This is a genomic window from Lutimonas vermicola (assembly GCF_038433205.1).
Lineage (GTDB): Bacteria > Bacteroidota > Bacteroidia > Flavobacteriales > Flavobacteriaceae > Lutimonas > Lutimonas vermicola.
In genome coordinates, this window is record NZ_JBCDNA010000001.1 from 403,466 (window position 1) to 416,844 (window position 13,379).

Consider the following 13,379-nt stretch of genomic DNA (forward strand, 5'->3'; position numbering starts at 1 on the left):
AGTTTCTCCAATTATGAAAGATGAATTTACTACTTTTGTGATGATTTTATCCATATAATTAAAACTAAATTCATGAGCCGAGATCAAATAATTTTTGACCTGATATCAGAAGAAAAAGAAAGACAAACAAATGGTCTGGAGCTGATTGCTTCAGAAAACTTTGCCAGTGAACAGGTGATGGAAGCTGCGGGCTCCATTTTGACCAATAAATATGCAGAAGGATATCCGGGTAAAAGGTATTATGGAGGTTGTGAAGTAGTTGATCAGATAGAGCAGATTGCGATTGACAGGGCGAAAGCATTGTTTAATGCCGAATACGTCAATGTTCAGCCTCATTCGGGTTCTCAGGCTAATACAGCAGCTTTTCAGGCTGTTTTAAAACCTGGCGATAAAATACTTGGTTTTGATCTGTCTCACGGGGGTCATTTGACACATGGTTCTCCGGTAAATTTTTCCGGAAAGTTGTATAAAACGGCATTTTATGGCGTAGAAAGGGAAACAGGTGTTTTGAATTATGACAAAATTCAGCAGAAGGCAACCGAAGTGATGCCACAATTGATTATCGCAGGGGCATCAGCCTACTCAAGAGACATTGATTTTAAAAGATTCAGAGAGATCGCCGACAGTGTTGGTGCGATTCTATTAGCCGATATTTCTCATCCGGCAGGACTTATAGCAAAAGGAATTTTAAACGATCCGATGCCGTATTGTCATATCGTCACAACAACCACACATAAAACATTAAGGGGGCCCAGAGGAGGAATCATTATGCTGGGTAAGGATTTCGAAAACCCATTCGGTGAAAAAACACCGAAAGGAACTGTTAAAATGATGAGTACTTTATTGAATTCAGCTGTTTTCCCTGGTACTCAGGGCGGACCGCTTGAGCATATCATCGCTGCAAAAGCCATTGCATTTGGAGAAGCATTAACAGATGAATTCCTGAGTTATCAGATTCAGGTTAAAAAGAACGCAGCTGCCTTGGCAGCTTCCCTGGTAGCCAAAGACTATCACATCATTTCAGGAGGTACCGATAACCACATGATGCTTATTGATTTGAGAAATAAAAACATCACAGGTAAACAAGCTGAGAATGCCCTTGTAAAAGCCGATATAACAGTGAATAAAAATATGGTTCCGTTTGACGATAAATCTCCGTTTATCACTTCAGGAATAAGAATCGGATCGGCTGCTGTTACCACCAGAGGACTGGTAGAAAGTGACATGGGCGTGATTGTTGACCTGATCGATGAGGTTATCAATAATTTTGATGATGAAACTTTATTGGAAGCTGTTGCTTCAAAAGTAAACAACATGATGAAAGACAAGCCTTTATTCGCTTAGGCATATCATTCACACATGATAATAATCATTTAATTCTCTATAGATTTAATCTATTTTAGGGGTAAATTTTGAGGGAATGGGCTCACAGGCTGTTAAGGCAATCGAAAGTTTAACAGAGCGAAAGGAATTTTTGTATCATTTGCTGAATGATGTAAAGGCCCTTGAAATGATGCTCGACCAGGATATTTTTGAAAAAGGAATTCAACGTATAGGAGCCGAACAGGAATTGTGTCTTGTTGACAATAATTTTAGGCCCTCCTGCAATGCACTTAAGATTTTAGAAAAGCTAAATGACCATCATTTCACTACTGAATTAGCGCTTTTCAATCTCGAAATCAATATGGATCCACTAGAGTTAAAAGGGAATTGTTTTTCGAAAATTGACAATGAACTTACCGAGCTGATTAAAAAGGGTGATAAGATTGCCCATAGTATTGATGAAACTAAAATCATACTTGCCGGAATTCTTCCTACGCTGAGAAAGCGTGACATGGTATTTAAGAACATTACACCTTTTAAGCGTTATAAAGTTTTAAACAAGATATTAAAGGATATCAGAGGAGATGATTTTATGCTAAAAATCAAAGGTGTAGATGAATTGATCCTCAATCATAAATCAATACTGTTTGAAGCTTGTAATACCAGTTTTCAGGTACATCTTCAAATACCAATAAGCGAAATTGTAGACAAATACAATTGGGCCCAGGCCATCGCCGGTCCGGTCTTATCAATTACCGCAAATTCACCCTTGCTTTTGGGGAGGGAATTGTGGAGCGAAACAAGGATAGCCCTGTTTCAGCAAAGTGTTGATCTTCGCAATAGATCTTACCTGCTCAGAGAGCAAAAACCCAGGGTTTCCTTTGGCAGCGACTGGATCAATAAGTCGATCATCGAATTGTATCAGGATGATATTGTGAGATATACACCTTTGTTAACAACTGAATTGAAAGAAGATGCTGTGGCTAAACTCAAACAGGGAGAAATACCAAAACTGGAGGCTATCGGTGTGCATAATGGAACCATTTACCGGTGGAATCGTTTATGTTACGGACAGAATAACGGAATTCCAAATATGCGCATTGAGAACAGGTATATTCCTGCCGGTCCCAGTGTTAAAGACGAGGTAGCGAATGCGGTATTTTGGGTCGGCCTTATGCAGGGGATGCCTCTCAAGTATAAGAATTTGAACGAATTAGCTCCCTTTAATGATGTTAAGGGTAATTTTGTGAATGCAGCCAGAACCGGGGTTGATACTTTTTTTAACTGGTTTGGCAAAGGAATATCGGCCAAACGGCTTATCCTTACCGAATTGCTTCCTATGGCTTATGCTGGTTTGAAAAGAACCGGTATTGACGAAAAAGATATTGAATTTTATCTCGACATCATAGAAAAAAGAGCTGAATCGAGACGCACTGGCGCACTATGGGCAACGATCAGCAACAGGGCTCTAAAGAAAAAAATGACAAAAGATATCGCAAATGCGACTTTGACTGCTCATATGTACAAAAACCAGAGAGAAGGAAAACCGGTGCATGAATGGGAAATTGCTAAGGACAATGATTTGTTAAACCTGGATATGGGCTTAACAAAACTTGAAAAGTTCATGACTACCGAGATATTCGTGGTCAATGAAAATGACCTGGTGGAACTTGTTGCTAAAATTATGGAATGGCGAAATATTCACCATATTCCTGTAGTCGACAATAAAAACAGACTTAGAGGACTTATCACCAAAACGAATATTCTTGAAATACAGGGTCAGGACACCAATGTTATTGTTGCAAAAGATATTATGATTAAAGAGGTGGTTACCGTTGATTCGGAAACTTCAATAGAACAGGCCACTAAACTTATGATTGAACATAAAATAGGTTGCCTGCCCATACTTGAACTTGGCGACCTGGTTGGAATTATTACCAAAAATGATCTTAACAAATTACTTTCTATTTGAGTATGAACAACATGGAGCCTAATAAAATGGAATCCTTTACGCGTGAAAATAGAATTCTGGGAAATTTCTATGGGACTAAAAATAGCCCCACGGTTATTGTATTCGCAGGAATTCACGGAAACGAAAAGGCAGGCGTATTCGCGGCCCGAAACGTAATTGCCAAGATCAGGGAAAGAAATTTGAAGCTACGTGGAAATCTACATATTATTTTGGGTAATATCAATGCCCTTAACAAAGGAATTCGATTCGAACATGTGGATTTAAACAGGATCTGGCGAAATAGAAATATTGGGCAATTAGGAGGGGATGATAAAGAATTTAATGCAGAAATCATAGAACAGAAAGATATTTTTGTCATTATTAAAAATATTTTGGCTCATGAAAAAGGTCCGTTTTATTTTCTTGATTTACATACGACCTCAGCTTCTTCGGTGCCATTTATTACGATTAGCGATTCACTTAACAACAGGAAGTTTTCGTCAAATTTTCCAATTCCGGTTGTATTGGGAATCGAGGAGTATTTAGACGGGCCGCTACTTACCTTTATTAATGAATATGGTCATATTGCCCTTGGTTTCGAAGGCGGATCCCATGAATCACCATCTTCTGTAGTGAATTGTGAAGCTTTTATCTGGAAGGCACTTGTTCATGCCAAATGCCTCAAAAAATCTCATTTATCAGATTATCAGGAATATCAAAAAACTTTTTTGGACCTGGGCTGTGAATATCAATTTTTTGCCATCAAATACCGATATGAACTTGATCAAGACGATGATTTTTCGATGAGGCCGGGTTTTGAGAATTTTGAATCCATTGATAAGGGCGAATATCTCGCCACCAACAACGGTGTAGAAATAAATGCACCCAGAGGAGGAAAGATTTTTATGCCCTTATACCAGGAATTGGGAGAAGATGGGTTTTTTATTCTTCAAAAGATTTCCAAATTCTGGTTGAATGCTTCCATTGTGGCCCGTAAATTAAAGATCAACCAATTTTTAAGATTGATTCCCGGAGTCAAAAAAGATCCTGAAAATAACTATACGCTTATCGTAAATCCAAAAGTAGCAAGATTTATGGCTACCCCGATTTTTCACTTGTTCGGATACCGGCAGCAAATCTACAAGGACAATAAATTGCATTTTATTAAAAGAGATAGAAAAATCAGTGAATTCTTGTAAGGTATTTAACAACATAACAAAGTAAAGGAGGCTCAATGCAATGATATTTGCATACAACTGTCAATGATTAGCCGAGATAATTTTTAAGAATTCCCAAAGCATATATACTCGCTATGTCTTTGGCAAATTTCGGAAAATCGATATGGGCATTGTGATTTGCATTATCCGAGATGGTCCTGATAATGGAGAAAGGAACCTTGTACTCATAACAAACCTGCGCAACGGCTGCTCCTTCCATTTCAACGCAGATCACAGATGGTAAGCCAATAAGGATGGCTTGGCTTTGCTTTGAGGAAGAAATAAACTGATCTCCGGAAGCGATATCGCCTACATGCATTTTTGGGTTTTTTATATCAAAATCAGCGAGTTGTTTTTTGGTAAGGAACTTGTATTTTTCCAAGAGGAATGTTTCTGTGGCCTTTAAGAGTGCATTCCTTTTCTCTATGCTTGTTCTGAACGCACTTTTCCCCAAAAGAGGAATTTCAAATGTTTTTACCAGCGGGCTGCCATTCATGTCGTGCTGGTAAAGCTCACTTCCTATGATGATATCTCCTATATAAATATCAGGGTGAATCGCACCTGCAACCCCGGTAAATAAAATTTCATCGATCTCGAACTCATTGAGCAACTGTGTGGCTGTGGTGGCAGAAGCAACCTTTCCCCATCGCGAGAATACCAGAATGACCTTGCGATCAAAAAGGATTCCCTGATAATAGGTTCTCATTCCCCTGATCACTTTTTTCTCGATCTGCAGTTCGTTTAGCAGGGCCTGGATTTCTTCCTTCATGGCACTGATGATCCCTATATACATAACCTAAAAATGAGTGATTATTAACTTAAATAATTTTGCCATCTTTCATTTCTAGTTTTCTGTCGGCCATTTCGGCCAGTTCCTGGTTGTGGGTTACGATAACGAAAGTCTGATCGAATTGGTCACGAAGTGTAAAAAACAGCTCGTGCAGGTGTCTGGACGAAACAGTATCTAAATTTCCGCTGGGTTCATCTGCAAAGATGACGTCCGGTTTGTTAATCAATGCACGAGCAACAGCCACCCTTTGCTGTTCTCCTCCCGAGAGTTCATTTGGCTTATGTTCCAGGCGATCCGCCAGGCCCAGGAAATCAAGAATTTCAGCGGCTTCTTTTTCTACTTCCTTTTTAGTACGATTGGCTATAAAGCCCGGAATGCAAACATTTTCTAAAGCCGTAAATTCAGGCAATAACTGATGAAACTGGAAAATAAACCCAATGTGTTTGTTTCTGAATTTTGACAGGGCTTTATCGTTCAATTTCTTTATATCAGTGTCATTAATGTTCAGGATATCTGAAGTTGTGGGTTTGTCTAGCGTTCCTAAAATTTGAAGCAAGGTTGTTTTCCCGGCTCCACTGGGCCCTACAATGGCTACAATCTCACTCTTTTTGATGTGGAGATCAACCCCTTTAAGAACTTCTAGGTCTCCATAAGATTTGTGAATATTCTCAGCTTTGATCATTTTTGATAAAATATGCGGGTGAAATTACAATTTTTTAGTGAGTTACCAACCTTGGTAAAGATTCCGACCTGCACAGTTGAATGGGTTTACATATTAAGAATGATCTTTTTTAACCAGGCGTTTGATATTATTGTAATCAAGGAAATAAATCACTTTAATAGAAACCAGGTGTCCGTAAGGTTGTTCAAGTAAATCGGATAAATTTTTGCCAAAGGATAAATCAGACCTGTTATCTTCACTTTCAATAGTATTTCTGTATAAGGCGACGAGCTCACTTCCTCTTGTGAATTGCCAGATATACCTCAGGTCCAGATTCCAGTTATTAAAGTTTAAATCATTGTTTTCGTCATAAGTATGGGTGATTAAATACCCGTCATCCCCAAGTTCATAAAATTGGTCCTGATAGGCAACAGTGGACCAATAATGTCTAAACGACAAGCTAATGGATGCTTTATCATTAAAATTGTATTTACCCGAAAAACTGTTTTCAATCTGATCGTTTTGCCTTACCCCAAAAACAATGGTTTCGTCATCAAGTGTATCAACATAGCCTGGTTGATTAAAGCTTTTGTCAAGCGTAAATCCATATCCAAATTCCAATTTGTCATTCACCCTAAATCGAGGTCCGAAGCCAAGTTCATACGAATATTCATTTGTATCGTACCTCTTTCTGTAATCGACCCCAATTTCAAAGGCGAGTCTTTTCCTGAAATCAGTCGAGAAATAACCTTCTGTTGAAAATTGCCCGTTTCTTTTCCAAAATCGACCTTCGGTCCTGGGCTCAAAAAAATCGACTCTTTCCCCTATATTCGTGCCAATTTCCAGTCCATAGGACAATTGTTTTAAATTTGTGGCGAAAATATCTATTTCAGTATAGTTACCTGTGGTCACGCTTGGATCAAATCGCCTGAAATGGCCCGCGAATAATCTGGCCCTGAAAAAATTAAAATGTTTGGTCGGTTTAAAGATTTGATAACTTACCCGACCCATAAAATCATTGTAATTATTACTTCTTTGAAAGCCAAGATCATTTTTATCATAAGTGTCATCTGCAAATCTGTGTTCGACGCCATACCTAATGTTTCCCTCCGTCTTTTCAAATTCAAGTCTGGATGAAAACCCGCTTTCAGTCATGCCATTCTCATTAATGTTGCTCATAGTTCCATCGCCGGTCAGGCGATATGAATTGGATTTGTCTGCTAAGCGCAGTACGAGTGATGTAACATTGGCATCTCTAAAATCACCTTCCCGCAGCACATTTGTATTTACAATTCCAATGGAAGAATTCCTGTTAAACTCCTGGTCGATGACCAGCACATTATAATTTGTAAGGGGTTCTGTTTTTATTTTGGTCTTTACACCTGTTAGGGTATCCTTTATGGTAGCATAGGTATTTTCGGTCACTGCATTGAGTACCCCAACCCCAAGTCCTTTTTTGGACCTTCCTGTAACCTTAACGGCATTGAGGATTTTAACTTCATCAGGATTGCTCACAATTTCTTCTTCATTATAATTATCCTCGATATCAGATCTACCGACAGGAGTACTTCCAATTCTTCTGGAAAAGAACAAATCACCTTTTTGAAGCAAATCGGCTCCTTCTATAAAAAATTGTCTTTGCTCAGAAAACACTTGTTCAAAGGGTCCCAGGTTTAAGACGACATTATCAAAACCGGCTTGTGAAAAATCAGGAACTAATGTGGCAAAAAGCGTAAAATTATCTGTGATACCATATTTAACATCCATACCGAAATTGAGGTTGGGATCGATAGCTCCATCATAACTGTTAAGAACAAAAGAGGCAAAAGGGGCAAAACTCAACCGGGTAGGAGGATCTATATTTTTAAGGTCACTTAAAATACCTGCATATTGAGTTATCCTGCCTGTTGACTTGTCTATATAATTCCAGGAATATTGTTCTCTTGTACTTTCAATGCGGCGTTGCAGGTTCATACCCCAGGTCATGTCTTTTCCATCGGCAAACCGGAGTGCTGCATAGGGGATCTTCATTTCAACATACCACCCTTTGTCATCGAAACTTACTTCACTGAACCAAACTTCGCTCCAGCTAAAATCTTCACCATTCGCCGGAGATACCTGCGCGTCTAATTGTGTAGCTCCTGCAGTTACAAAAAATTCGTATTCATTTTGTCCGTCATTGTTCGGGCTGATCGAAATACCGAAGAAGTCGGCCGTTCCTAAATTATCCCTTTCGCTAAGCTGCCTCATAATCTTTTCCGGCTCGGCATCGTACAGATACGCTCCTATATAAATGGCTTGATTGTCATAAATAATTTTGACCTCTGTTTTCTGTGTGTCAGGCTCAGGATCACCGTCACCGGGTCTAAACATGACAAAATCTCTTGCCGTATGCGATGCATTCCAGACAGGGTCGTCAAGTTTTCCATCAATCACTGGAGCTTTTTGTATCCTGGTAGCCACCAGTTCTTTTTTTGTAGTTTGGGCTGTGGCGCTTATCAATGTAAGCAGAAATATAATGGCAAAAAATCTTTGCATGAAGGCAGTATTCTTGTGTGGATTCCACACCACGAAAATAAAGGCAGGTTAACTAATATTGTCTTAAAAAACTGTTAAACTATTTAGAATCTTAAAGATTTTTATACAAATCTTTCAGGCTTTTTAATCGAAAAAAAAATAATGGGCAATCCCTTGAATCTCGATTAAATACTTACTTTTGTAGACATCAAAATATAAAGAACTTATTCATGAACTTACACGAATATCAAGGGAAAGAGATTTTAAACAGTTTCGGAGTGAAGATTCAACGGGGCATCGTTGCAGATAATCATAAAAAAGCGGTCGAAGCCGCCAAATTGTTGGCAACGGAAACCGGAACAGATTGGTGGGTCATAAAGGCTCAGATACATGCCGGAGGAAGAGGAAAAGGCGGAGGTGTTAAATTGGCCAAAAGCTTGTCTGAGGTTGAGAGTATTTCAAAAGACATTATTGGAATGATGCTTAAAACCCCTCAAACATCGGCAGAAGGGAAAAAAGTAAATCAGGTCTTAATCGCTGAGGATGTATATTACCCGGGACCTAGTGAGCCCGAAGAATATTATATGTCTGTGCTGCTTAATAGAGCAACCGGTAAGAATATGATTATGTATTCGACCGAAGGTGGAATGGATATTGAAACGGTTGCTGAGGAAACACCACATCTCATATTTACTGAAGAAGTAGATCCAGGGACAGGGCTTCTTGGTTTCCAGGCCAGAAAAATTGCTTTTAATTTAGGATTGTCCGGTAAGGCATTCAAGGAAATGGTAAGATTCGTCTTTGCCTTGTATAAGGCTTATGTGCAGTCTGATTCTTCTTTGTTCGAAATCAATCCGGTATTAAAGACTTCTGATGATATGGTACTTGCCGTTGATGCCAAAGTTACTTTGGACGACAATGCCTTGTTCAGGCATAAAGACTACCAGGACTTAAGAGATTTGAGAGAAGAGAACCCTATTGAAGTTGAAGCAAATGCTGTGGGACTCAATTATGTTGATCTAGACGGAAATGTAGGTTGTATGGTAAATGGAGCAGGACTCGCTATGAGTACCATGGACCTTATCAAGCAATCAGGCGGGGAACCGGCAAATTTTCTTGATGTTGGAGGCACTGCCGATGCAGAAAGGGTTGAAACAGGTTTTAGAATCATTTTAAAGGATCCAAAGGTGAAAGCCATTTTGGTAAATATATTTGGCGGAATTGTTAGATGTGACAGGGTTGCCCAGGGAATTGTGGATGCCTATAAAAATATGGGAGATTCCATAAAGGTTCCGATTATCGTAAGGCTTCAAGGAACAAATGCTGTAGAGGCCAAACAACTTATGGACAATAGTGGATTGGATGTTATTTCGGTAGTGGAATTTAAGGAAGCTGCTAATAAGGTTCAGGAAGTGTTGAGTTAGGAGATATTCAAAATTATCGATTGCTATAGAATAGGCCTGATTAATTTCAGGTCTTTTTTTTGTCCATGACATCCTTTTTTTCCTCGTCAACAATTCAAAATTGAAAAGTTTTTACAGAATTGAACAGAAAAATTAAAAAGGAAGTGGCTCGAAAAGGGTTAAAATTGGTCTATTTTTAGTGTTTTTGTAGTAACTGTTTTCCAGTAGACGTTCCGGTTAAAAAAAAATTTTTAACTAATATTTAAATTATTGTCATTGATGAACTTCATCATAAGTCAATATCTATTACATTTAATATACTTATAATTAATTAGTTAGATTCAATAATCTTAAAGAATAAAGTTCTAAGGGTTTTCAGGGATATTCAAAATTCCCATTTTTATCTATTGTTTGATAAAGTAAATACGACTTACATTTGAACTATGGTTTTCATGTGAAATCATATTCTTTAACAAACAATTCGATTTAATACTATAATATGAGATAACATTACTTTCTTAAATCATAACAAATTATTGATCAACTTATAAAAACAGATCATATTTAAATTGACTCTAGAAAATCCATCTCGGTTTATTAAATCTCTTTACTTACAATTTTTCCTAATTTGAAATAAGACGCAAACTTTGAATTGCTAATTATTAACATAAATATTTCAATTATGAAAAAGATAACTTTATTTTTCGCTTTAAGCCTTGTGAGCCTGGTAGGAATCGCTCAGGAGTCAAACCAAACAACAAAACTTAGTTCTGAATCTTTAGAACGACAATCAGAATACATTATTGTTCTCGATGATGTTAATGTTGGAGACAATATTGATAATCTTCTGAATGACAATTCGGTAGCAAGGGATTTTCCATTAAATTTTAACAACCATGAGTTGGTTCATGATGCTCCGGATACTTCTGACATAGAAAGTAAATTTATAGAAGGTGCTTTCACTTATAACGAATATGCTTTGAATTACTCCATTAATACAATTGAAGAAATTGGTTTAAGTTCATAGTTAAACATTATTCAAGAAAGTTATCTTCCCTATCAAAAATAATATAAAAGTCATCAATAATCATTTAATATCCAATTACCATGAAAAAGATCATATTTATTTTAGCTATTGCTTTAACAGGATTTACAACGTATGCCCAGGAAGCACAAACAAGTAAAAAAGAGACCGTTACTAAATATGTAACAACTTTTCCGAACGGGGAAGAAGCCATTACAATCACTGATAAATCAAATTCCAGTTCACTTGAGCTTTCATCAGCAGATAATTTTTACAAATATGAAATTCTTGAGACAGCCAATCACGAATTGGTTCACGGTCAAAATAATAAAGGAAAAATCTGTGCCATAGACAAGACCAAATTAGATCAGGGAACGTATACCTTAAAAGTATATACGGATGATTTTGTAATCACTTCCGACATCACTATAACAAATGATGAAGCCGCTAAGGGAATCATTCAGTAATCAATGTTCAATAAAAATCTATAAATAATAATACCGAAAGTCATGAAAAAAATATTCTTTATAATCGCTGTAATCTTACTTAGTGTTTCAACCTATGCACAAACCAATACAAACAAGCAATCTGAAAAAGTTACCAAGTATGTTACAACCTTCCCAAATGGTGAAGAGGCCATTACGATAACTGATCGTTCGGAGTCAGACAACCTTGAATTAGCATCAGCTGACAATTTCTATAAATATGAAATTCTGGAGTCGTCCAATCACGAACTTGTGCATGGATCCAACAACCAGGGGAAGGTATGTGACATAGATAAGAGTGCATTGGAAGAAGGTACGTACACCTTAAAGGTCTATACTGATGATTTTGTAATTACTTCTGATATTACAATCACCAACGGACTTCAGAATCAATCGGGTTCATCAATTAACTAGAATCGATTTGATTTCAATCTTAAAAAAAAACATGAAATACCTATTTAATTTTTTAATGATGTTCATAGCTTATAACGCATTCGCCCAAAGCGGGAAAAACGAAAAAATAAAGAATATTGTCACCTTTCCAAATGGTGATGAGGCCATAACCATCATTGAGAATTCAGAAAGAAATGTGATTCAATTAACAACAACTGATGATTACAACAGATATGAAATGCTTGATCTGTCAAATCATGAGGCAGCTCACCGCACAACAAAAAAAAAGGGACTCATTAGCGCGGATGCCAAAGATCAGTTCGGGGGGAACTATATGGTAGGCAAGAATGAGCAAGAGCCGATAGTTCAAAATAAAAATGAAGAAGAGGAGAAAAGCGGCGCATAAAGCGCGGATCACAAAAGAAGGATCAGAAAAAGGCAGGAGTCTTATGTTGATCCCAGTAAAATAAATAAAATCTAGAAAAAATGAAAAGATTCAATTCAATTACCACACTATTTGTTCTTGCCTTGAGCTTGCTTTTTAGCCCAAACAGTGCAGCGCAATTCTTTACAGATACGGATAAGAATCCACATGATATTGTTTATTACCGTCCATCAAAAGGCGCAACGCCACAAATAAAGGTCATTTATGGAAGACCAAGGGCAAAGGATGATAAAGTGTTCGGTACCCAGGTACCTTATGGAAGGATTTGGAAAACCGGTAGTAATGAATCAACGGAAGTAAGATTTTATTGTGATGTAATGTTTGGTAATAAATATGTAAAAGCAGGGACTTATTCACTCTATACAATTCCAAATAAAAATTACTGGATCGTGATTTTGAATGGAAAAACAGATACATACGGCGCTAATTTTTACAATCCTAAATACAACATTGCCAGCATTGAAGTACCTGCAGTTAAAGGTCAGAAACTTGAGAATTTCTCAATAGCATTTACATCTAAGAATTACGGTACACAGATGGTTTTGGGTTGGGCGGAAACAAGGGTTAAAATTCCGTTATATACAGAAGAGCGTCTTATTTCAAAAATATAATTATTGATTAATTTTCGTTGTCTGTGTCTTAAACACTGCCATATGTTTGGCACAGGTGACAATCAAAAAAAGGGGGATTATTTTAAAAGTAGGTTTATCTATTCGTAGATAAACCTATTTTTATATTCAGGAAGCATCATCACGCACTCGCTTTTTTTCCCAAACCATTGATATCGTCGTTTCGCAATGAAGTCATAAAGCCAGTCTCTCCATTTGAGCGGAACATAACGGGCGATTGAAAACAACCTCCATGGCCAATTCATTAGCCGGCATATCTTTATTACCGCTGAAGACTTTTGATAGACGTTGCCATTGTCAATCAAAACGATTGATTTTAACTGATAATTTTTCAAATTATACTGTAACAAAAGTTTTTTTGAGGCGTCTGATTGTAAGGAAGCGAATAAGAACTGTTCTTTAGGGTCTCTTTTGATTATGAACTGTACTGAAGCGTTACATAAATTGCAGATACCATCAAATAATATAATGGATTTTTGATCACTTGTTTGCATTTTGTAAAATTAGGCAATTCGCTGCTTTTATTTTGACATAATAATTT

The 13,379-nt window shown here is 37.3% G+C and carries 13 protein-coding genes; 9 read left to right on the top strand and 4 right to left on the bottom strand.

Going from position 1 to position 13,379, the window contains the following annotated elements; all coding sequences use genetic code 11:
• Positions 1-72: 72 nt before the first annotated feature.
• From glyA to AABB81_RS01865, 3 genes are all read left to right on the top strand, one after another.
• Complete coding sequence (gene glyA / locus AABB81_RS01855) at positions 73-1,344, top strand: serine hydroxymethyltransferase (protein WP_342158202.1); 1,272 nt, start codon at positions 73-75, stop codon at positions 1,342-1,344.
• A gap of 76 nt (positions 1,345-1,420) precedes the next feature.
• A complete protein-coding gene (locus AABB81_RS01860) occupies positions 1,421-3,295 on the top strand; it encodes a CBS domain-containing protein (RefSeq protein ID WP_342158204.1) in 1,875 nt (624 codons plus the stop codon).
• A gap of 11 nt (positions 3,296-3,306) precedes the next feature.
• Positions 3,307-4,473, top strand: a complete 1,167-nt coding sequence (locus tag AABB81_RS01865) for a succinylglutamate desuccinylase/aspartoacylase domain-containing protein (RefSeq protein ID WP_342158205.1) — start codon at positions 3,307-3,309, stop codon at positions 4,471-4,473.
• Between the two features lie 67 nt (positions 4,474-4,540).
• Here the strand turns inward: AABB81_RS01865 and AABB81_RS01870 are convergent, their stop codons facing one another.
• The 3 genes from AABB81_RS01870 to AABB81_RS01880 form a co-directional block, all read right to left on the bottom strand.
• Positions 4,541-5,284: a 5'-methylthioadenosine/adenosylhomocysteine nucleosidase gene (locus AABB81_RS01870; protein WP_342158207.1), complete on the bottom strand. Its 744-nt coding sequence runs from the start codon at positions 5,282-5,284 to the stop codon at positions 4,541-4,543.
• Between the two features lie 25 nt (positions 5,285-5,309).
• A complete protein-coding gene (locus AABB81_RS01875) occupies positions 5,310-5,963 on the bottom strand; it encodes an ABC transporter ATP-binding protein (protein WP_342158208.1) in 654 nt (217 codons plus the stop codon).
• 93 nt (positions 5,964-6,056) lie between these two features.
• A complete protein-coding gene (locus AABB81_RS01880; RefSeq protein WP_342158209.1) occupies positions 6,057-8,480 on the bottom strand; it encodes a DUF5916 domain-containing protein in 2,424 nt (807 codons plus the stop codon).
• A 209-nt stretch (positions 8,481-8,689) separates the two neighbouring features.
• On the opposite strand from AABB81_RS01880, the gene sucC reads away from it, so the two are divergent.
• The 6 genes from sucC (at position 8,690) to AABB81_RS01910 (ending at position 12,820) form a co-directional block, all read left to right on the top strand.
• Entirely contained in the window at positions 8,690-9,883 is a 1,194-nt protein-coding gene (gene sucC / locus AABB81_RS01885) for an ADP-forming succinate--CoA ligase subunit beta (RefSeq protein WP_342158211.1), read from the top strand.
• A 661-nt stretch (positions 9,884-10,544) separates the two neighbouring features.
• A complete protein-coding gene (locus AABB81_RS01890) occupies positions 10,545-10,889 on the top strand; it encodes a hypothetical protein (protein ID WP_342158212.1) in 345 nt (114 codons plus the stop codon).
• 80 nt (positions 10,890-10,969) lie between these two features.
• Positions 10,970-11,353, top strand: coding sequence for a hypothetical protein (locus AABB81_RS01895; RefSeq protein ID WP_342158213.1), 384 nt, complete (start codon positions 10,970-10,972; stop codon positions 11,351-11,353).
• A gap of 42 nt (positions 11,354-11,395) precedes the next feature.
• Entirely contained in the window at positions 11,396-11,785 is a 390-nt protein-coding gene (locus AABB81_RS01900) for a hypothetical protein (RefSeq protein ID WP_342158214.1), read from the top strand.
• Positions 11,786-11,816: 31 nt separating this feature from the next.
• Positions 11,817-12,170 carry a hypothetical protein gene (locus tag AABB81_RS01905; protein WP_342158215.1) on the top strand — a complete coding sequence of 118 codons (354 nt, stop codon included), beginning with the start codon at positions 11,817-11,819 and terminating at the stop codon, positions 12,168-12,170.
• Between the two features lie 80 nt (positions 12,171-12,250).
• Positions 12,251-12,820 carry a DUF2911 domain-containing protein gene (locus AABB81_RS01910; RefSeq protein ID WP_342158217.1) on the top strand — a complete coding sequence of 190 codons (570 nt, stop codon included), beginning with the start codon at positions 12,251-12,253 and terminating at the stop codon, positions 12,818-12,820.
• A 98-nt stretch (positions 12,821-12,918) separates the two neighbouring features.
• Here AABB81_RS01910 and AABB81_RS01915 read toward each other — a convergent pair whose 3' ends face one another.
• Entirely contained in the window at positions 12,919-13,332 is a 414-nt protein-coding gene (locus AABB81_RS01915; protein ID WP_342158218.1) for a thiol-disulfide oxidoreductase DCC family protein, read from the bottom strand.
• Positions 13,333-13,379 lie beyond the last annotated feature (47 nt).

What these genes read in the sequence shown, in the direction of transcription:
- AABB81_RS01860 (WP_342158204.1), top strand. Translation starts at nt 1,421, where the DNA reads ATGGGCTCACAGGCTGTTAAGGCAATCGAAAGTTTAACAGAGCGAAAG.
- AABB81_RS01895 (WP_342158213.1), top strand. Translation starts at nt 10,970, where the DNA reads ATGAAAAAGATCATATTTATTTTAGCTATTGCTTTAACAGGATTTACA.
- glyA (WP_342158202.1), top strand. Translation starts at nt 73, where the DNA reads ATGAGCCGAGATCAAATAATTTTTGACCTGATATCAGAAGAAAAAGAA.
- AABB81_RS01905 (WP_342158215.1), top strand. Translation starts at nt 11,817, where the DNA reads ATGAAATACCTATTTAATTTTTTAATGATGTTCATAGCTTATAACGCA.
- AABB81_RS01915 (WP_342158218.1), bottom strand. Translation starts at nt 13,332, where the DNA reads ATGCAAACAAGTGATCAAAAATCCATTATATTATTTGATGGTATCTGC.
- AABB81_RS01900 (WP_342158214.1), top strand. Translation starts at nt 11,396, where the DNA reads ATGAAAAAAATATTCTTTATAATCGCTGTAATCTTACTTAGTGTTTCA.
- AABB81_RS01890 (WP_342158212.1), top strand. Translation starts at nt 10,545, where the DNA reads ATGAAAAAGATAACTTTATTTTTCGCTTTAAGCCTTGTGAGCCTGGTA.
- AABB81_RS01880 (WP_342158209.1), bottom strand. Translation starts at nt 8,480, where the DNA reads ATGCAAAGATTTTTTGCCATTATATTTCTGCTTACATTGATAAGCGCC.
- AABB81_RS01910 (WP_342158217.1), top strand. Translation starts at nt 12,251, where the DNA reads ATGAAAAGATTCAATTCAATTACCACACTATTTGTTCTTGCCTTGAGC.
- AABB81_RS01865 (WP_342158205.1), top strand. Translation starts at nt 3,307, where the DNA reads ATGGAGCCTAATAAAATGGAATCCTTTACGCGTGAAAATAGAATTCTG.
- AABB81_RS01870 (WP_342158207.1), bottom strand. Translation starts at nt 5,284, where the DNA reads ATGTATATAGGGATCATCAGTGCCATGAAGGAAGAAATCCAGGCCCTG.
- sucC (WP_342158211.1), top strand. Translation starts at nt 8,690, where the DNA reads ATGAACTTACACGAATATCAAGGGAAAGAGATTTTAAACAGTTTCGGA.
- AABB81_RS01875 (WP_342158208.1), bottom strand. Translation starts at nt 5,963, where the DNA reads ATGATCAAAGCTGAGAATATTCACAAATCTTATGGAGACCTAGAAGTT.